Source organism: uncultured Pontibacter sp. (genome assembly GCF_947502515.1).
Classification (GTDB): domain Bacteria; phylum Bacteroidota; class Bacteroidia; order Cytophagales; family Hymenobacteraceae; genus Pontibacter.
Genome location: NZ_CANNAI010000007.1, coordinates 115,062 through 134,600, shown reverse-complemented (window position 1 = coordinate 134,600; position 19,539 = coordinate 115,062). Strand labels below are relative to the sequence as shown.

The window sequence follows — 19,539 nt, the reverse complement described above, 5'->3', positions numbered from 1 at the left end:
ACGATGAATACGACATCTTCAAACAGCAACATACCAGCTGCCATTCAGGAATTGGGCCAGCAACTTTACCATAGCCACTATAAGTACAAAGAGTCTGCACTGCGGCACCGGCGCTTCCGACACCGCGACATTGTGCCCCTGATTGAGCAACTGCAGGAGCAGTCAGCCTTCGAGGTGCAGGTGGCAGGTCACTCGGTGCAAGGCCGTTCGATCTATTTGATCAAGGCGGGTACCGGCAAAACTAAAGTTATGCTTTGGTCGCAGATGCACGGCGACGAGCCCACCGCCACCATGGCTTTGTTTGACCTGCTGCACTTCCTCAACCAGTCGGACGAACTGGATGCCATACGCAAACACATCCTGGAGCACCTGACGCTTTATATTGTGCCGATGCTCAACCCGGATGGAGCCGAAATGTACACCCGACGCAACGCCTTAGGTATAGACATGAACCGCGATGCCCTGCGACTGCAGAGCCCGGAATCAGAATTGCTCAAACAATTGCGTGATCAGTTCGAGCCGGCCTTTGGCTTTAACCTGCATGATCAGAGTCGCTACTACACGGCCGGCTATACGGCGCGTCCGGCCACTATTTCGTTTCTGGCTCCGGCTTATGATCATGTCCGCAACATCAATACAGTGCGTGAAAGGGCCATGCGCACCATCGCGGGTATGGACCATGTGCTGCAGCAGTTTATACCTGGGCAAGTGGCCAAATTCAACGACGAGCACGAGCCCCGGGCTTTTGGCGACAACATACAGAAATGGGGTACTAGCGTGATCCTGGTGGAGTCAGGTGGACAGCATGGCGACCCGGAAAAGCAGCACATCCGCCAACTCAACTTTACGGCCATTCTATCAGGCTTATACCTGATTGCAGAGGATGCCTACAAAGCCTTTGAGCTGGAAGGCTATGACCGTATACCTGAAAACCAGCGTCACCTTTACGACCTGGTGCTGCGCCACGTCCGCTATACTGAAAATGGCCGCGACACGATCCTGGATATCGGCATTAACCGACTGGAGGTAGACGCTCCGAACCACCTCGGGTTTTACCATAGCAGTGCGGTTGAGGAAATTGGTGACATGAGCGTGTTCCATGGCTACGAAGAACTCGATGCGACTGGCCTCACCCTGGTACCCGGCAAGGTATACGAGCAGCCCATCGACAGTCTCGATGACCTGACCTCGGAACTTGGAGCCGAACTGCTCAGACAGGGCTATACCACCATCCGGGTAAAGCACCTGCCCGGTGTACTGCCTGACCCGACCTCGCTCCCACTCAACGTGACAGGTATAGCCAGCATCATCAACCACCAACTTGCGCTGGACGAGCCGGCCAACTTTATCCTGAAAGATGCGCAAGACCAAGCCAGATATGCTGTACTGAACGGATTTGTACATGACCTGCAGGGCGACCGGCCGGAGCTCTTTCATGGAATACTACATTAGGCAGCAATAGAATTTTGTCGCTTAAAATCCTTCCCATTTGGAATCAGTTTGTATCTTACAGACTGATTCCTGACCAACCTTTGCTTCATGGTATTAAACTATCTGTGGGCGGCCTTCTTTCTGATCGCCTTTGCTATTGCCTTGTTCCAACTCATCGTGTTTCGCGATGTAGAGATCTTTCAGAAACTCGTCACCAGCACCTTCGACAATGCCAAACTCGGCTTTGAGATTTCGCTCGGCCTGACCGGCGTGATGACGCTGTGGCTGGGGTTGATGAAAGTTGGTGAACGGGGTGGCATTATCGCCATTTTCTCCCGACTGGTGGCACCCTTTTTCAACCGGCTTTTCCCGGAGATACCGAAGAACCACCCCGTGTTCGGCTCTATCCTGATGAACTTCTCAGCGAACATGCTGGGACTTGATAATGCCGCTACACCGCTGGGCCTGAAAGCGATGAAAGAGATGCAGGAGCTCAATCCGATAAAGGATCGCGCATCGAATGCCCAGATCATGTTCCTGGTGCTCAACACCTCCGGACTCACTATTATCCCGATCAGTATTATGGTATTCCGGGCGCAGCTGGGCGCAGCTGATCCTTCTGATATTTTTATCCCTATTCTGCTGGCTACCTTCTTCTCTACTATGGTGGGCTTGATTGCCGTGGCCCTGTACCAGCGCATCAACTTGTTCAATCCCGTGATCATGGCTTATATAGGCACTTTGCTGCTGCTGATTGGCGGATTGATTTATTACTTCAGCACCATTTCGCAGGAACAGGTCAGCGTCATTTCACAAGTGGCCAGCAATGTGATCCTCTTCTCGATCATCATTTCGTTTGTTGGACTGGCGCTCATTCGTAAAGTGAACGTGTACGAAGCCTTTATTGAAGGCGCTAAGGAGGGTTTCACAGTAGCCATCACCATCATTCCCTACCTGGTAGCTATACTGGTGGCCATAGGCGTGTTCCGTACTTCAGGTGCTTTGGATATGATCGTGGATAGCATAGGCTATCTGATCGCTCTTACCGGTGTAAATACAGATTTTGTTCCTGCACTGCCAGTAGCCTTTATGAAGCCACTGAGCGGTAGCGGTGCCCGCGGTCTGATGGTGGAAGCCATGACCACATATGGTGTCGACTCATTCGTGGGTCGTATGGCCTCCGCTTTCCAAGGTTCTACTGAAACAACATTTTACATACTGGCGGTATATTTTGGCTCGGTAGGCATCAAGCGCTCCCGCTACGCCCTGACCTGCGGTTTGCTGGCCGACTTTGCAGGTGCTATTGCTGCCATCTTTATCGCTTACCTGTTCTTCCACTAAGCATCAGGTATACCCATAAAAAGAGCGACTGCCCATAGAGCAGCCGCTTTTTTTATTTTCAATTTTTAAACTTCTAATTTCGGGCAACAACCGGGTGTCCTTCCAGCTGCGCGTAGCTTAGTTTCCAGTTACCGTCGCTGGCCTTCTTCCAAAGCAGCATAAAGTTGCCTTCTCCAAGCCCACGTGGTTCGCCAGGGCTAACCGGCAGCACATCTACTGAAAACGTACCGGCCTCGTAGGCGATCTGAGTATCAGTGCCGGAGCTAACGGGGTAGGTTTTCAAGTCAGCAATGGTGCCCATGGTTTCGCGCACCCACTTGTCCGACACTTCAGACTTGCCTCTATAGATCACCTCGCCTTGCAGGAACTGCACATCCTCGGCCATCATCGAGATCACTTTGTCAGAGTCCCGTGCATTCCAGGCACTGATAAACTCCTGGTTCAGTTCACGAACATCCACTGACTCTCCTCCATCAGACTTCGCACACGAAGCCAGGAAGAAAAGGGCAAACAGGGTATAAAGTATATTTTTCATGATTTCTAAATTTTGGTGAGTAAACCACGACGCCATACGTGAAAACGGAATCGTTGGATTTATACCCTTTCCCGACTCAGCACCGGGAAAGGGATAAGGGTAAACATGTTACCAGCTCTTACGTCGAACCTCAGAAGTATAGTAAGGCTTGCTGCGGTCACCATAATCGAGGTTAGGCAGGAAGTTAGCATATACTACTTGTGGCGTTGGTCCATCTTCAGATGCATACATCATCGCCAGTGAATTGGCTGCTGCTGTTTCAGCTGGGGTGGCCATTGCCAGACTTGTCTGAGGAGTAGCTGCTTTTTTAGCTGGAGCTGGAGCTGGCGTGTTTTTCGCAACTGTCGCTCTGTTGGCTGCCGCCGAACGTTCTGCAGCTGCGGCACGCTGGGCTGCGGCTGCTCTTTCAGCTGCCGCTACACGGGCGGCTTCCGCCTCACGCTCCTTCTGCTTGTTGTCGATGACCTTGCCTACACCGTAACCTACAGCGCCACCGGCTACACCACCTACAACACCACCTACTACGCGGTTACGCTTATGTATAATAGCACCTGCTGCAGCACCTGTACCGGCACCGATCACAGCACCTTTTGCCTGAGGGCTCCAGCCTGTTCTTTTTTCCTGCGCCTCAGCCGATCCGCCAAAAGCTACTGATGCCATCAGTGCCAGGCTCATGATATAGCTTACCTTTTTCATAACAATTTCAGTTTAGTTAAAACAATTAAACTCTGTTGTATGGGTAGTTACAAGTTGCGTGCCAGTGCAATTAAAATAGCCTAAAATAAGTCGTTGCCATACCTAGAGATTCTTATGAATACCAAAGTCAAAAACACATTCATAGCATTGATTTACAATAAGTTGAACACACACCCAGCACTTGAAAAAAAATATAGAGTATGAAGAAAATTTTTTTTTATTATCGGGTATTATTCTTCAGGAAGGTGCAAACGGAGCAGGTATAATATTGCTTTTCATCGCTAATAAATTATCTTTAAGCATGGAAAAACTGTATCGTCACGCCGCCCTGCTTGTCAAGTTAGTAGTTGCATCACTCGTATTCTCATCCTGTCAGCAGGTTGCTACTGATCAAAACCGGTATGAACTACTGATCCGCAATGCCATGGTGGTAGACGGTACGGGGAGTGCTGCCTATGCAGCCCAGGTCCTGATAAACGGTGACTCTATTGCGCTGATCGATACGGATACCTCCAGAACTTACACGGCCGATCGCACCATTAATGCCGCTGGCCTATACCTTACGCCGGGCTTTATTGACACGCACGCACACGGCGATCCGCTTGAAACACCTGACTTTTCCAATTTCCTTTCGATGGGGATCACGACGATCTGCCTGGGCCAGGACGGCTTCAGTCCACAGCGCGAAAACCTGAAAGAATGGATGCGTGAAGTAGACGGGAAAGAGCTTGGCGTAAACGTGGCCATGTTTGCCGGTCATAATACCCTCCGAATGCTGTCGGGTATAGAGTATGATTCCATCCCATCAGAACAAGGTATGGCCAAACTGGAACAGCTCCTCACAGACGCCCTCGACGCAGGCTGCTTCGGTATGACCACCGGCTTAGAGTACAACCCTGGCTACTATGCCCGCCCAACTGAGCTGAACAGGCTCGCTGAAATTGTGGGTAATAAAGGAGGCATCATCATGAGCCACATGCGCAATGAGGATGATGCCTTTGTAGAAGCGTCGATCAGAGAACTCCTGGAACAGGGCAAGTACTGCCCTGTACATGTGTCGCATATCAAGGTAGTATATGGCAAAGGCGAAGAACGCGCCAACCGCGTGTTGCAAGTGCTGGACTCTGCACGTCAGCAAGGAATACAGGTAACAGCAGACTTTTACCCTTACATCGCCAGCTATACCGGCATCGCCATCCTCTTCCCGGACTGGGCCAAAAAACCGCATGATTACCAGGAAGTACTAAAGACCCGCCGTCAGGAGCTTGCTACTTTTCTGCGCAACAAGATCATACAGCGTAACGGACCAGAAGCGACCCTGATAGGCTCTGGGCCCTACAAAAGTAAAACGCTGCAACAGGTGGCAGAGGAACTGAACAAACCCTTTGAGTTGGCACTGATGGAAGATATCGGACCCTACGGTGCCGACGGTGCCTACTTCATCATGGACGAAACCCTGCAGGAGACCTTTCTGAAGGACCCGCACGTGATGGTCTGCACGGATGGCAGCCCCACCATGCGCCACCCCCGCAGTTTCGGAGCCTTCGCCCGTATACTGGAGACTTATGTGGTGCAGAAAAAACTACTATCATTGGAGGAAGCTGTGCACAAAATGACGGGATTGTCCGCTAAGACCATTGGACTGCCTAATCGTGGCTTAGTTAAGCAGGGATATAAAGCTGACTTACTCCTTTTTAATCCTGAAGAGATCCGGGAAAACGCTACTTACGAAAATCCGCACCAAGAGGCTAGTGGGTTTAGGTATATACTGGTGAATGGGAAGGTTGTGAGAGAAGAAGATCAGCAAATTATAGTTAGAACAGGACGTGTTTTGAAAAAACATTCTAACTAAGTTGAACTACACCAAGCCATCTGAAGCAACTAACTTTCTTTTAAAGCTGACACTAGGTTAAAAGACACCAATTTGTATTAACCTAGTGCCAGCTTTAAAAAAGAAAGTTAATACAGCCTCTTCGCGTTTATACTTCTTCAGTTAACCCGCCTGAAATCAAATAATATAGCCATTTCCTATTAAATAAATAGCATTAAAACACCCCTTTATTCAACTGCAGGTTTATATATCATTGAAAAATTATTCACCATTTAATTTTATATAAAAACTTACTTCAGTCCATAACGTATTGTATAAAAAACTATAAAACTTTGACTTTTAAGCCCAAGTTTTATAGTTTTTATATGTTCTATCAAGATTCCGAACCTGTCCAAAACCCTTATGTATATGAATCTACGTCGACTGATTTGCTTACTTTCATACGCTACACTACTAATCCCTTTGCTCTCCGCCTGTGTGAGTACTAAAGACGCTGTATATTTCAATAACATTGGTAATAGCGAGATAAAGGGTAGTACTGAAAGTTTAGAACCCGTCATACAACCTAATGACCTCTTAAGCATTACAATCAGTAGCTTGAACCCTGCGGCTTCTGAGGTTTTTAATGTATCATCTAATTCGAGTATGAGGATGAACAATGCAACTGCTCAAAGCACAGTAGCCCCTGTTATTGGCTATTTGGTTGATCAGGAAGGCAATGTGCAACTACCATTACTCGGGAAGACAAAAGCTGCGGGTATAACAAAAAAAGATTTTCAAGAAGGTATAAGAAATCAGTTAATTCAGAAAAAGCTTTTAGTTGAACCTGTAGTCGATATACGATACCTCAATTATAAAATTTCTGTGTTAGGTGAAGTAGCACGCCCCTCTGTACTAACTGTGCCTAATGAAAAGATAACACTATTGGAAGCGCTTGGCTTAGCTGGGGACCTTACTATATATGCTAGCCGGAATAATGTGCTTTTGATTCGTGAGGAAAATGGCGTTAAAAAACTTACTCGGTTAGATCTTACTTCGAAAGAACTCTTTGCCTCCCCATACTACTACCTGAAGTCAAACGACATCATCTATGTCGAGCCAAACAAAACCAAGATTCAGAGTGCAAGTAACGTGCGTCAATGGCTTCCAGTAGTATTCAGTGGATTAACCATTGTGATAATTGCCCTAGACAGATTAACAAGATAATTTAAACAGTAAACTTATGTCGAATAATAATCCTAATGCAGAAGATAACTTCTTCGTTTCATTAGCTTATAAGTATCTCCCTTATTGGCCTCTCTTCATAATATTGCTCGTTTTATCTATAACAGGTGGTTGGGTTTATCAAAACTTTTTGGCTATACCTTCATATGAGGTTACTGCCTCCATGATTATCAAAGATGAAAACAAGGGCGTAAGTGAGTCACGCATAACAGAGTCGATGGATAACTTTACAACCAACAAAGTTGTAGAGAACGAAATCAACATTATACATTCTCGCTCGCTTTTGAGCAAAGTTGTAAATGATCTGCACCTCTATGCCCCCATCCAGGAGGAAATGCAGTTTAAGTCTGTTTCTGCCTACACCTCTTCTCCCATAATCATTGAACTAAAAAATCCTGCTGAAGCCACAGAAGTTCTTAAAACTTATTTTACTGTGGATAATGGAACAGTTACGATCGATAATAAAAGCTACCCTATTAACAAATGGGTCAGGTCACCCTATGGTATTGTCAGGTTTGCCAAAAACCCCAATATGACAACAGCTGCTACAGGGCCTCTTTATTTTACAATTACGAATCCTGCTAATGTGACAGATGAATTGATGGCAAAAATAAGGATACAAGCCTTGAGTAAAGTGTCAGCGGTGATTAACCTCTATCTGAAAGATTCAGTTCCTCAACGTGGTGAAGACATTCTGAACATGCTGATCGCTTCTTACAAAGAACTTGCAGTAAGAGAACGTAGTAAGTTGGCTGCCAATACGCTAGCCTTTATAGAGGAACGCATTAAAATGGCAACTGAAGAGTTAGAGGCTTTAGAAAATAAGGTCGTTCAGTTTAAGTCTACACAGGGCGGTGTAAATCTCAGCGAGCAGGGCAAACTATACCTGGAAAATGTACGTGATAATGACCGTAAAATTTCCGAGATCAACACGCAGTTGGCTGTGCTGAGTAAAGTAGAGCGTTATGTCCAGTCTGAAAATACATCGGGCAGTTTTGTTCCTTCCACACTCGGTGTAAACGACCCCTCACTCAATCAACTTCTTCAAAAACTATACGATTCAGAAATACAGTATCAGAAATTGCGAAACACGACAGCTGAGAATAACCCAATCTTAGTTTCGATCACAAATGAGATAGAGAACATACGTCCGCGAATTATTGAGAATATCCGTAACCAGCGGGTGAACCTACAGGCGAGCCGTAACAATCTGTCTTCTACAAACAGTGGTTACAACAACTCCTTACAATCTATACCGCACAAAGAGCGAGAACTAATGGAGTTGACTCGTCAGCAAATGGTAAAGAATAACGCCTATAATTTCTTGCTTCAAAAGCGGGAAGAAACAGTTCTTTCCTATGCTCCTACTGCTGAAGACAGCAAAGTAATCGATATGGCAGGCACATCCCCTATTCCTGTAAGTCCAAAACCGCTTTACACATACCTGGTCTCAGTGATCATAGCCTGTGTTTTGGGCCTGGTGTTAATTGCAGGCAAGGAACTCCTAAATTCAAAGATCCTTTTCCGCTCTGAAATAGCCTTATATACATCTGCGCCTATCGTAGCAGAGCTTTCTTTCAATAAGAACCATAAGAAAGGTGTATTTAAAGCCCCAAGTGAAGTAGCAGTGGTCGAACAGTTCAGGCAGCTTAGAGTTACGCTTGGGCTCTATGGCAGGACCTTCACGAAAAAGAAGATCATGGTAACATCCAGCATACCTGGTGAGGGCAAAAGCTATGTGAGCACCAATCTGGCACTCAGCTTAGCCTCCTCCGGCAAAAAAGTTGCCCTGCTCGATCTGGACTTACGTAACCCGAATACTTCGATGCAATTCAACCTCTACAAAACTAGGGGGATTATTGAATACCTATCAGAAGGTAACATCACTCCACCCGAGATCATAAACGAAACAGAGTTCACTAACTTGTCTGTACTACCTGCAGGAACCAATGTAGGTGATCATACCGAATTACTGCTCAACCCCAAACTGGAAGATCTGATCTCTTACCTGGAACTAACCTACGATTATTTGATCATTGACACGCCACCGGTCGATTTGGTTTCTGATGCCTATCTGCTATCAGAGTACTGCGATATATCACTGCTAGTGATGCGCCATGCTTATACTCCAAAACCACTTGTACAACGCCTGGCACACGACAATAAGATTAAATCTTTGAACAATGTTGCTATTGTCTTCAATGGCGTGAAACCACGAGGTTTTGTGAAAGGGCAATACGGCTATGGGTACGGATATGGCTTTGAACACAAGTATACTGATAAGACTTACAGAGGTCGTGGCGCTGCAGCAAACGCTTAATCAATTATAATTCGCATAAAATATTTCAGTCTCATAATGTAAAATCGACCCTAGCCATGAAAATTTTAGTTACTGGAACAGCAGGATTTGTAGGTTTCCACCTGGCGGAAAAACTACTTCAAAGAGGAAATCAAGTGGTCGGTGTTGATAATATTAACGACTACTATGACACTAAACTAAAATTTGCCCGATTGGCTGAAAGCGGTATATGTGAAGAACTCGTAGATTGGGATACAGAAGTGAAAAGCTTTAAGTACCCTAACTACAGCTTTTACAGAATGAACCTCGAGAATAAGGAGGCGCTGATGGCTTTATGCGAGAGGGAAAAATTTGATGTGATCATGCATTTGGCTGCACAGGCCGGCGTACGTTATTCTATTACAAACCCAGATGTATATGCGCAGTCAAATCTAATCAGTTTTCTGAATATACTGGAAGCAAGTCGTCATTTCAAAGTTCAACACCTGGTATACGCTAGTTCATCGAGCGTGTACGGGCTGAATGGTGTGATGCCTTTTTCAGTGAAACACAACGTAGACCACCCTGTGTCGCTGTATGCAGCCAGTAAAAAGGCCAATGAGTTGATGGCTCATACCTACAGCCACCTGTACAATATCCCAACTTCCGGGCTGCGCTTCTTTACCGTTTATGGGCCATGGGGCCGTCCGGATATGGCTTACTTCTTGTTTGCTGACGCTATTCTCAACAACAAGCCGATACAAGTTTTTAATAATGGCGAGATGAAGCGAGACTTTACATACATCGACGATGTAGTAGCGGGCATTGTAAATGTGATGGATAAACCGGCTGAGCCTTACAAAGAATGGGATAGCGAAAATCCGGATCCTTCCCGCTCAACGGCCCCCTATCGTATCTATAATATTGGAAACAATAAGCCAGTGCAGCTTATGGCATTTATAAGTGAGATTGAAAGATGCATGGGCAAAAAGGCGATCCTTGAGATGCGGGGCAACCAACCGGGTGATGTCACTGCCACATGGGCCAATGTAGATGACTTGATAGAGAACTTCAATTATAAACCTGATACAACAATAGCTTATGGATTGAAGAAATTCACTGATTGGTATACTAAGTTTTATTCTATTAAAAAGCAGCAAGAAATACAGCCGGAAGCACTGAATATAACCTGATTTGTAAACTCTTAAACCAGCCAATCCTTCTCAAATCCTATTCAGGGATACAGTATGCACTATCTCAATAGTTGCTTTATATTCTATCTATACTAAGTGCCTTGCTCTAACTGATTTTACATTCTAAAACACCCTTCTCTTGAAGACTAAGTTGACAGCGCCACTTGCTCCAAAGCCTAAAGAAAATTTAAGACAGCGTGCTTACCTCAATTCTATTACTAGTATAATTGACTATGCCGGTGTTCAAATTGTGGGCTTTATTGTGAGTCCGTATATAGTAGCTGGCCTTGGAGGATCGATGTATGGTATCTGGCAAATGCTTCTCCAGATGACTGGATTCGCCAATGTTGCTGATACCCGCGCTACACAGGTCCTGAAGTGGTCTATAGCTCAGAAAAGAGACCTCGCTTCGGATCAAGAGCTAAGAAGTGATCTTACTACTGCACTTATTGTCACTGTTTTTATCCTGCCGATCATCTTAGTGATTGGTGCTATAATTGTCTGGTACGCTCCAGTTATTACACATGCCGGGCCTGAGTATCACACCATCATTCGTATTACCTGTTCGCTGCTTATTTTGACATTGGTCACCAACAAACTGTTCGATCTGTTTGAGTCGGTACTGCGCGGTATGAACATGGGGTATAAGCGCATGGGCTTTAGGGCAGTCATCATAGTTTTTGGCGGGGCACTCAAAATATTTGTTATAACGCAGGGCTATGGTCTTATTGGTTTATCGGCAGTAGGAGTTGCCGTTGCCCTAGCGACAGGTATTACGTTTTACTTTATAGTAAAAAAGCATGTCCCCTGGTTTGGCTTCGCCAAAACTACTAAAGCCAAGGTGCTTTCCTACAGCAAATTGAGCGGCTGGTTTATGGGCTTTACCGTCTCCAAAATGTTCTTGTTTAGCAGTGACAAAATTATTCTGGGTTACCTGGCAGGGCCTATTTATGTGACACAGTATGCCATAACTCTTTTCACATCTTTTGCTTTAGAGGGATTTATCAATGCAGTTGTAAATGGCGTGATACCAGGTATAGGTAGCTTATATGGCAAGAAAGAGTATGACAAGGTGCAGCAGGCCCGCAGCTTAGTTATCACACTAAATTGGATGTTAGTGGCTTCACTGGGCGCTGTCATTCTGCTCTATAACAAGTCCTTCATTTACCTATGGGTGGGGGCCGAACATTATGCAGGCAATACAGAAAATCTTCTGATCCTTTTGATATCGGTGCAGGCCATATTCTTCCAGATCGACAGCAACATTATTAACGTCAGCCTGAACCTGAAGATGAAAGTATACCTGGCAATTATAGCTTCTGCCCTTACCATTGCCTTGTCCTTTTTCCTGATCGAAAATTTCCACATTATCGGGCTTTGCCTTAGTATACTGATAGGTCGCCTGGTACTCTCGGTTGGCTACCCCCTACTCCTCAGTAAGCTTATGCACATGCAGTTCAACTATATGGGTTTGAAACAGATTCGGCCTATCCTCATAACGTCTGCATTGTTCGCCCTGGCAATTTTTATAGGTCAGACTATCACGATCACAGACTGGGTATCACTTACCTTGATCGGGGCGCTTACCATACCTGTTATTGGCATTGTATTCTGGTTCATCGGTTTAGGCCGTGCGGAAAAGGAAGCTGTATTGGAGCTTGCTTCAAGGATTAAACTATTTAAACGTGATGATAACTAATACTACCACGACTACATATGTTGTGACCCAGGAATCGGAAAGGCTTCTTCAAAAGCTCTTAGCGCATGAAATTCGCTTTGCACATTGGAAGAGCAACGGGCACCTCCTAAAATCCCTGGCAGGCAAAACTGATCTCGATTTGCTTGTGCACCCTGATGATTGTGCCAAGTATGAGGCTTGTATGACTCAACTAGGCTATAAGAAAATAATTAGCCAGGCATGGAGCTCCTATCCACTAGTTGAAGATTGGCTAGGCTTTGATGAAGCAACGGGTAACCTCCTGCACTTGCATACCCACTATGCATTGGTTACAGGTATACAACACGTGAAACACTTATACCTGCCTTGGTTAGAGCAATTTTTCGAACACGTAATTTATGATGTGGCCACAGGCTGGCCTATACCTACGCCCGCACTAGAGGCAATCATTCTGTTCATCAGAATGTGGGCCAAAATGCCTCCATCCGAGCGTTTAAAAAGCAACCCGACTATACCTGTTTATTTAAAAGAAGAGCTGGCATACCTGCTATCCAAAACAAATTCTGAAGAGCTCAGCCAGCTGTGCAAGGAATTGCAACTCCGGGTGCCCCCTGATTTTGGTGCCACTGTCCACAGTATTATGGCCAATCAAAAGTCGGCAAGTATACTGGGTGTGTCGATCTATTTTTATGAACAGCTAAAGTCATATTACCGAACACCTTGGTCGGTTTCGGTTTTGAAATCTCACCTGCATAAACTCCGCATCAGGTCTTCAAGGGCATCATCCAAGTTGTCCGGCCCATTTAAGTTCGGAAAAACCTTGGTTAAGGGTGGCAAAGTAATCGCTTTTGTGGGAAGCGACGGATCCGGCAAAAGCACCCTTACCCGGGATGTCTTAAACTGGCTGACGTACAAGATCGATGCCCACTATTTTTATTTCGGAAAGAACCCTTTCATATTCAGTTACAACAAGCAGATTATCTCCAAGACCGATCTGTTGTTTAAGCGGGATAGATTTTCTCAGATACTCAGAAAACTGATCGGCAACACCTACTACCCTCTTTTAATTAACCGAAAGATAGAAATGCTGGAGCATGCAAAAAAGATGAGCCGTACTGGTAGTGTGGTGATTTGCGACCGCTTCCCTCAACTAGATGTAAAGGGCATGAACGACGGCCCACACTTGCTGCCAAAGGACTGGTGCGCGGACCTGGAAATGAAGAAATTTAGACAAGTGCGCGACTATGACGCTGACCTTGTCTTTAGATTATTGGTGAGCCCAGAGGTAGCATGCGCCCGTAAGCCCGAACACAATACAGACATGATTAAATTGAAATGTGAAAACATCTCTAAAATATCCTTTGGTAGCTCTCAAGTGATTGATATAGATGCTGACCAGCCTTACGAGCAGGTGCTGCTGCGTGTGAAACAGGTAATCTGGGAAAATTTGTAATATAATCAACCCAATGAATTCGAAAGTAATAGAAGTTATAGGTCCCCCTGGCATAGGCAAATCGGCCATTTACCAAGACTTATGCGCGTCTTGGACACCTGCCGCAAGTTGGATACATGAGTATGAACTACAGGCATTGCCTAAGCCCTCTATTAGCCAAGTATTTGACTGGGTCGAGTATAACTTAAGAAGAGTATTGAAAAAACCGAAGGAAAATAGCATACCCTTGAACTTCGGACTCCGGTTTTCGGACGGTAACAGTGATTTGGTTAACTTCTGCTGGAATCTTCTGGCTTGCTCTGACACGCCCTCGAACCAAGAGGTTGGCAACCGCTTTAGGTCATCCTTCCTTTTGTTCTACGACTTTTGCCGGTACCAAGTCATACACGAAAAATCTAACGGAGCTCCCTGCTTAATGGAAGAGGGGTTTCTGCAAAAATCCTTTCTGCTTCATGATGACTACCAGACTGTTAAAAAGACACTAGATACTTACTTGGCGCTAATACCTAAACCCTATGCTGTACTGTTTATTGATACACCGGATATAAGCCTCATCACGCAGCGGCTGGCCCAACGTACCAAAGTGATAGCATCCCACCTTAACGCAGATCAGGATACATTGGAAAATGAAACAAAAAAATGGCGCCAGTTGCTAAACATTGCCGTGGCGGCGCTGGAGCAAAATGGCGTTAAGGTTTGTCGATTAGAGGCCAGCAGACCCATACAGGAAAATGTGGCCTTTGCCCGTCAATTTTTAGACAACCTAAAGTAACAAAGGTATGATAGAGCTTTTCTTCCTAGCCACTGAGATTTTCATTATCGTATTTACGCTATACTTGTTTGTGTATAAGAAAGAGTTGGCTATCATTTACATACCTACTCTCATATTTGCCCAAACTGTCATTACGCCGGTGCTACCCGCAATGACATACTACATCATCTTCACACTTTTCATTTTATACTTTATTTACAACAACATTTCCTTTTTGCGCGAAAACCCATTCACACTGGCTCTGTTGCTCTATTATGCCGTATTGCTGACGCAGTCACCTGACATCGAGAGTATTCGGGCTCCATTGTTTTCAGTGGCTTGGCTTTTATTCGCTATCCCTTTAATAATCTCCATTTATCGAAAATTTGAGCGTGAGATACTTTTAAAAGAATTATCGCAGGCGGCATTTATCATCCTACTGATTTTTGTAGTGAATGTGGCGATCTCTACCTTTGTAGGCTATGCGCCTAACGCCATGTATGGTATTACTACAGGCATTTTATATGGCAACTTATTCGCTACTGATTTTAATGTGCTCTCTCTCGCCATTTTTGTAGTTCTGATTAGAGCGGTGAATCAAAAAAGCATTATCTATTTTTTGCTGTTCGTTATTTCATTTTCTTTTGTAACACTATCTCTACGAAGGTCGGTTATGGGACTTGCTGCGATAGGTATAGCCGTTGCAGTGCTGCTGCTGTTAACGCAGCGAAGTCTCCTTAAAGTTGTAGCTTTTAGCGGTATAGTGGCTATACTGGGTTTTGCAATCATAGCAAATACTAGTTTCATGACCGTTCTCATCGAACGTTACGAGCATCGCAACTTGGCTGAGCGTGAATTGGAAGAAGAAAAACGCTTCCTAGAGTATGAGGTGCTCTATGAAGATATGTTTATTTATGAGGATTATAGTCCCTGGTTTGGGTATGGCCTGTTCGATAGCGCTGGCAACTATGGAAAAGGGATTTTTGAAGAGCGTACATTGCACTCAGACCTAACAAATATGGCACATTCCACAGGTATACTTGGGGTTGTGCTGTACCTGCTCATGATTTTCACCATCTTTTGGAAAAGTTATAAGGCATCCACAACCCGGACAGACAGACTTATCTTTTTTTATTGTGTAGTTGTATTTATGGTATACACCACTACAGGGCGTTATACAACAATCGAAAATATCTGGTTTATAGTGCTTTTACTCATGCTACCTGTTGCCAAGCAGAGAGAAACTGAGAATCACACCTTTTCACTAAAAAAAGATAAACCTGCACTAAAAAAAGACGTAAACCTACATAAATTACCTGCTTAAATTTAGCATCGATTGCTCAACTATTCCTTCTTGGGTTGCCTAATTTACATTTCAGGCAGCTCAAATTATACTATTACGTTTTATCGCATTCTATCAACACTTACTATGCTATCTAATGGCTAAGTTTTTATTTTACGATGACCAGATTATTAATATTCTTCTTAAAGAGGAAAAGCCATCTGGTGGTGCGGCAGTGCAGGCATATGGCTGGATACAGGGCCTGCTTGCGCTTGGGCATGAGGTATACATCATAACCGACATGAGTCGCACAGGAACACTTAAAGAAGAATGCAAAGCTATTAAGTTTATTCCTGGTTATGACTCGACTAAAGGTATTCGCTGGTTTAGATGGATTTACTATCGTATACCTTACCTGTATCGCGAACTCAAGAAAGCAAAACCGGACTACCTCTACAAAGGCATTCCAAGCTGGCACTCTTTCGTGATAGGTCTAGTTTGCCAGCGGTTAAACATAAAATTTATACAACGCATCTCAAATGACTTTTTGGTTGATAAACGGTTTTTGAAAAACCACTCCAAAGCCAATTGGGCTTTTCAGAATATGGGTATGCGGTTGTCTAATTACATTCTGTGCCAGAACGAGTATCAGTTTGACAAAATCCAAAAACAGTTTCCCCTAAAGCCTGTCAAAAAAATATCTAACCCTATATACCTTTCGAATAACCTGGTAGAAAACAGAAGTGATTACCGCAACTATATTGCTTGGCTGGGACTTTTCCAATACCAGAAAAATTTGAAGCTGCTTTACGAAATTGCCAGTAAGCTACCTCAACAGAAGTTCCTGATAGCAGGTAAGGAGTCGATCAATATTGATGCTGATACATTGTATTATCTCGATAAGTTGAAGGAGCTACCGAATGTAAGTTTCTATGGATTCATAAAACGAGATCAGGTACTCCCCTTTTTGGCAAAAGCGAAATTTCTGCTAAATACATCGCACTATGAAGGCTTCAGCAACACCTTCTTAGAAGCTATGGTAATTGGAACTCCTATTCTCACAAGTGTCAATGTAAACCCTGACAGTATTATATCTGATTTCAACTTAGGTATAGTTTACGAAAATGCTAATGATTTACTGGCTAAGCTCTCAGTTGTATCTCCGGAAGGTTATAAGCAAATGTCTGACAATGTATTGGAATACGTTGCTGCAAAACATGATTACCGGCCCCTGACAAAAGAGCTGGTAGGTTTTCTTAATGACAATTAGATTAATCTTTTAAGCTAACTGAATGCTACAATACTTTATGAATTCATATTATGAAAGTCACCCAAAGTAAGATCCGTATCGTTTTTTTTATCGGTAGCTTAAGAACCGGGGGAAAAGAGAGACGTTTATTAGAGCTTTTGACCTACCTGAAAAGTAAAGGCTGTTACGAGATGCTAGTACTGCTTACTTCTGATTTAATTCATTATCCTAAATTTCAAACCCTGGATATTCCGTACCAAATCTTACCCAAGGTATGGCGGCGGAAAGATCCTACAGTGGTCTATCAGTTTTATAAGTACTGCAAAAAGTTTAACCCCGATTTGATTCATTCCTGGGGACAGATGCAATCTTTTTATACCTTACCAACTGTGGCACTGGAGTCAATCCCGCTCATCAACAGCCAGATTACTTCAGCGCCTCCGACTACGAGCAAGTTTTCTCTTTCCTATGCTTTAGATCGCCTCATTTTCAGCATGTCTGCTGTTATTCTTTCTAACTCGAAGGCTGGTTTAACAACGTTTCAACCTCCAAAACATAAGAGCAGGGTGATTTATAATGGATTGAATCTAGAACGCTTTGAGAATCTGCAGAATGCTTGGGATATAAAAAAGATTTATGGCATTAATACACGGTATGCTGTAGTCATGGTTGCATCCGTCTCTCCGAATAAAGATTATAACATGTTTGTTGAAGTTGGTCGCATTGTCACTGCTTTGCGCGACGATATTACTTTTATTGGCGTGGGAGGATATCTTGAACATGACCCTACTTACCAACATGTGCTAGAAGCGACTAATAAAAACCCTAGAATGCTTTTTAAAGGCGCCATAAACGAAGTGGAGAGTCTTGTTAATGCATGCGATATCGGCATGCTTCTTTCTCCCAACGGAGAAGGCATATCAAATGCCATATTGGAGTATATGACATTGGGCAAACCAGTAATCGCTAGTAATAAAGGGGGAACTCCAGAAATTATTAGGCATGATGTAAACGGCTATCTTTTAGAAGATCATGATACAGCAGAAGATATTGCAGCCTATGTTATGGAGTTGGTTAATGATGAACAAAAGCGGACGGCATTTGGCGAAGTAAGTCGTAAAACGATTTACGAAAATTTCACTGTTGAGAAAATGGGTAGATCATTTGAACAGGTATACCAGTTAGCGATCCTCAAAAAACCTGCTGTGTTACGCACTATACCTGTCAGCAAAATAGACAATAAGGTCTTAGAGCTGTGAAAACATAAGCTTTGAGCAGTCCTTATACGAATAAGATCTTTCCTTTAAGAATAGATGCCTACTCCGCAGCGTTGCAATCACTAGCTAACAATGAATCTTGAAAGAATAGTCAAATCAATAGAAGTTTGACAAAGGTATCATCGCTGGAAGCTATTTCATATTTATCACTGCTTTTTTGTTAGCCTATGAGAGTCCTAATCGATATAAACCATCCCGCACACGTTCATTATTTTAGAAACTTCTCTAAAATAATGATCAGCAGAGGACATGAAATACTATTTGTGTCCAGGGATAAAGAGATGGCACATCGTCTGCTTAATCTCTATGGTATACCTTACATCGACAGAGGTAAAGGGAAGGATGGGAAAATTGGCAAGTTCATCTACCTACTGTATGCTGACTTGAAACTACTCCGCCTGTCTCAAGAGCTTGAGCCAGATCTATACCTTAATTTTCTGCATCCATATCCCTCGCATGTGGCCAAGCTGCTTGGCAAGCCCTCGCTAGTGTTCAGTGATACTGAGCATGCCACCTTACACCACAAGCTCACTGTTCCTTTTGCTACCAGGGTTTTTACGCCAGCCTGCTATCGTCTTGATCTGGGCAGCAAGCACGTGCGGTTCAATAGCTTTATGGAACTGGCTTACTTACATCCTAATTACTTTAAACCTGACCCAGATATACTTGATATATTAGGTGTGAATGAAAACGAAAAGTATGTCATCGTTAGGTTCGTATCTTGGGCGGCCGCGCACGATTTTGGGCATACAGGTATGTCGCTTGTCAACAAGATTAAAGCTGTGCAGCAGCTCGCAAAGCATGCCAGAGTATTTATTACGTCAGAGGGTGAACTGCCACAGGAACTGGAACAATACAGAATTAAAATTCCTTTCGACAAGATGCACGACGCTATTTATTACAGCTCATTGCTTTTTGGCGAAAGCGCTACAATGGCATCAGAAGCTGCAGTACTCGGCACACCAGCTATTTTTCTAGACAACGATGGCAGAGGTTATACCGATGAGGAAGAGCGTAAGTATGGCATTGTGTTCAATTTCACAGAAAGCTTGGAAGACCAGGAACGGGCTATAGCAAAAGCAGAAGAACTTATAATGGATGATCAAAGCTTCGAAAAGTTTAGGAAGATTCGGGAGAAGCTTTTATCCGAATGTATCGATACTACTCAATTTATGGTGCATGAAGTATTGAAATACGACATGACTAATACAACACCTACCTTTATTCGGCCCTTGCAGCAACTTACTACACCTCCCTTTTCTACTGCCATATAATTAAGGCAGGCCTTCTTTAATAATGCAATCTTTTTTAAACTGAAAA

At 44.1% G+C, this 19,539-nt stretch carries 15 protein-coding genes; 13 read left to right on the top strand and 2 right to left on the bottom strand.

Translation table 11 applies throughout. From position 1 onward, the window contains the following. Positions 1 to 3 precede the first annotated feature (3 nt). Both Q1A54_RS16945 and Q1A54_RS16940 read left to right on the top strand, forming a co-directional pair. Positions 4 to 1,452 carry a M14 metallopeptidase family protein gene (locus Q1A54_RS16945; RefSeq protein WP_299990536.1) on the top strand — a complete coding sequence of 483 codons (1,449 nt, stop codon included), beginning with the start codon at positions 4 to 6 and terminating at the stop codon, positions 1,450 to 1,452. Between the two features lie 87 nt (positions 1,453 to 1,539). Next, positions 1,540 to 2,772, top strand: a complete 1,233-nt coding sequence (locus Q1A54_RS16940; RefSeq protein WP_196119777.1) for a nucleoside recognition domain-containing protein — start codon at positions 1,540 to 1,542, stop codon at positions 2,770 to 2,772. 73 nt (positions 2,773 to 2,845) lie between these two features. Here the strand turns inward: Q1A54_RS16940 and Q1A54_RS16935 are convergent, their stop codons facing one another. Next, positions 2,846 to 3,307 carry a nuclear transport factor 2 family protein gene (locus tag Q1A54_RS16935; RefSeq protein ID WP_196119779.1) on the bottom strand — a complete coding sequence of 154 codons (462 nt, stop codon included), beginning with the start codon at positions 3,305 to 3,307 and terminating at the stop codon, positions 2,846 to 2,848. A 108-nt stretch (positions 3,308 to 3,415) separates the two neighbouring features. Next, positions 3,416 to 4,003 carry a hypothetical protein gene (locus tag Q1A54_RS16930; protein ID WP_196119781.1) on the bottom strand — a complete coding sequence of 196 codons (588 nt, stop codon included), beginning with the start codon at positions 4,001 to 4,003 and terminating at the stop codon, positions 3,416 to 3,418. A 301-nt stretch (positions 4,004 to 4,304) separates the two neighbouring features. Between Q1A54_RS16930 and Q1A54_RS16925 the strand changes: the two genes are divergently transcribed. The 11 genes from Q1A54_RS16925 to Q1A54_RS16875 all read left to right on the top strand — a co-directional run bounded on the left by Q1A54_RS16925 (position 4,305) and on the right by Q1A54_RS16875 (position 19,493). Then, positions 4,305 to 5,855: an amidohydrolase family protein gene (locus Q1A54_RS16925; protein WP_299990532.1), complete on the top strand. Its 1,551-nt coding sequence runs from the start codon at positions 4,305 to 4,307 to the stop codon at positions 5,853 to 5,855. Positions 5,856 to 6,242: 387 nt separating this feature from the next. Continuing rightward, a complete protein-coding gene (locus Q1A54_RS16920) occupies positions 6,243 to 7,040 on the top strand; it encodes a polysaccharide biosynthesis/export family protein (protein WP_230392234.1) in 798 nt (265 codons plus the stop codon). Between the two features lie 16 nt (positions 7,041 to 7,056). Continuing rightward, positions 7,057 to 9,378: a polysaccharide biosynthesis tyrosine autokinase gene (locus Q1A54_RS16915; RefSeq protein WP_196119788.1), complete on the top strand. Its 2,322-nt coding sequence runs from the start codon at positions 7,057 to 7,059 to the stop codon at positions 9,376 to 9,378. A 56-nt stretch (positions 9,379 to 9,434) separates the two neighbouring features. After that, entirely contained in the window at positions 9,435 to 10,529 is a 1,095-nt protein-coding gene (locus tag Q1A54_RS16910; protein ID WP_196119790.1) for an NAD-dependent epimerase, read from the top strand. Between the two features lie 139 nt (positions 10,530 to 10,668). Then, entirely contained in the window at positions 10,669 to 12,228 is a 1,560-nt protein-coding gene (locus tag Q1A54_RS16905; RefSeq protein WP_196119792.1) for an oligosaccharide flippase family protein, read from the top strand. After that, entirely contained in the window at positions 12,188 to 13,660 is a 1,473-nt protein-coding gene (locus tag Q1A54_RS16900) for a hypothetical protein (protein WP_299990528.1), read from the top strand. Before Q1A54_RS16905 ends, Q1A54_RS16900 begins: the two co-directional genes overlap by 41 nt. A 415-nt stretch (positions 13,661 to 14,075) precedes the next feature. Beyond that, entirely contained in the window at positions 14,076 to 14,432 is a 357-nt protein-coding gene (locus tag Q1A54_RS16895; RefSeq protein ID WP_196119796.1) for a hypothetical protein, read from the top strand. A gap of 7 nt (positions 14,433 to 14,439) precedes the next feature. Continuing rightward, on the top strand, positions 14,440 to 15,735 hold the full coding sequence (locus tag Q1A54_RS16890) for an O-antigen ligase family protein (protein WP_299990525.1): 1,296 nt from the start codon (positions 14,440 to 14,442) through the stop codon (positions 15,733 to 15,735). Positions 15,736 to 15,850: 115 nt separating this feature from the next. Then, entirely contained in the window at positions 15,851 to 16,963 is a 1,113-nt protein-coding gene (locus tag Q1A54_RS16885) for a glycosyltransferase family 4 protein (RefSeq protein ID WP_196119799.1), read from the top strand. 50 nt (positions 16,964 to 17,013) lie between these two features. Then, the gene (locus Q1A54_RS16880) at positions 17,014 to 18,201 is read left to right on the top strand and encodes a glycosyltransferase (protein WP_196119801.1); all 1,188 of its coding nucleotides are present in this window, start codon (positions 17,014 to 17,016) and stop codon (positions 18,199 to 18,201) included. A gap of 185 nt (positions 18,202 to 18,386) precedes the next feature. Then, positions 18,387 to 19,493 (top strand): DUF354 domain-containing protein, encoded by a 1,107-nt coding sequence (locus tag Q1A54_RS16875; protein WP_299990521.1) that lies wholly within the window; start codon positions 18,387 to 18,389, stop codon positions 19,491 to 19,493. The last annotated feature ends 46 nt before the right edge of the window (positions 19,494 to 19,539 follow it).

What these genes read in the sequence shown, in the direction of transcription:
- Q1A54_RS16895 (WP_196119796.1), top strand. Translation starts at nt 14,076, where the DNA reads ATGGAAGAGGGGTTTCTGCAAAAATCCTTTCTGCTTCATGATGACTAC.
- Q1A54_RS16925 (WP_299990532.1), top strand. Translation starts at nt 4,305, where the DNA reads ATGGAAAAACTGTATCGTCACGCCGCCCTGCTTGTCAAGTTAGTAGTT.
- Q1A54_RS16920 (WP_230392234.1), top strand. Translation starts at nt 6,243, where the DNA reads ATGAATCTACGTCGACTGATTTGCTTACTTTCATACGCTACACTACTA.
- Q1A54_RS16910 (WP_196119790.1), top strand. Translation starts at nt 9,435, where the DNA reads ATGAAAATTTTAGTTACTGGAACAGCAGGATTTGTAGGTTTCCACCTG.
- Q1A54_RS16915 (WP_196119788.1), top strand. Translation starts at nt 7,057, where the DNA reads ATGTCGAATAATAATCCTAATGCAGAAGATAACTTCTTCGTTTCATTA.
- Q1A54_RS16890 (WP_299990525.1), top strand. Translation starts at nt 14,440, where the DNA reads ATGATAGAGCTTTTCTTCCTAGCCACTGAGATTTTCATTATCGTATTT.
- Q1A54_RS16945 (WP_299990536.1), top strand. Translation starts at nt 4, where the DNA reads ATGAATACGACATCTTCAAACAGCAACATACCAGCTGCCATTCAGGAA.
- Q1A54_RS16875 (WP_299990521.1), top strand. Translation starts at nt 18,387, where the DNA reads ATGAGAGTCCTAATCGATATAAACCATCCCGCACACGTTCATTATTTT.
- Q1A54_RS16935 (WP_196119779.1), bottom strand. Translation starts at nt 3,307, where the DNA reads ATGAAAAATATACTTTATACCCTGTTTGCCCTTTTCTTCCTGGCTTCG.
- Q1A54_RS16940 (WP_196119777.1), top strand. Translation starts at nt 1,540, where the DNA reads ATGGTATTAAACTATCTGTGGGCGGCCTTCTTTCTGATCGCCTTTGCT.
- Q1A54_RS16885 (WP_196119799.1), top strand. Translation starts at nt 15,851, where the DNA reads ATGGCTAAGTTTTTATTTTACGATGACCAGATTATTAATATTCTTCTT.
- Q1A54_RS16880 (WP_196119801.1), top strand. Translation starts at nt 17,014, where the DNA reads ATGAAAGTCACCCAAAGTAAGATCCGTATCGTTTTTTTTATCGGTAGC.
- Q1A54_RS16930 (WP_196119781.1), bottom strand. Translation starts at nt 4,003, where the DNA reads ATGAAAAAGGTAAGCTATATCATGAGCCTGGCACTGATGGCATCAGTA.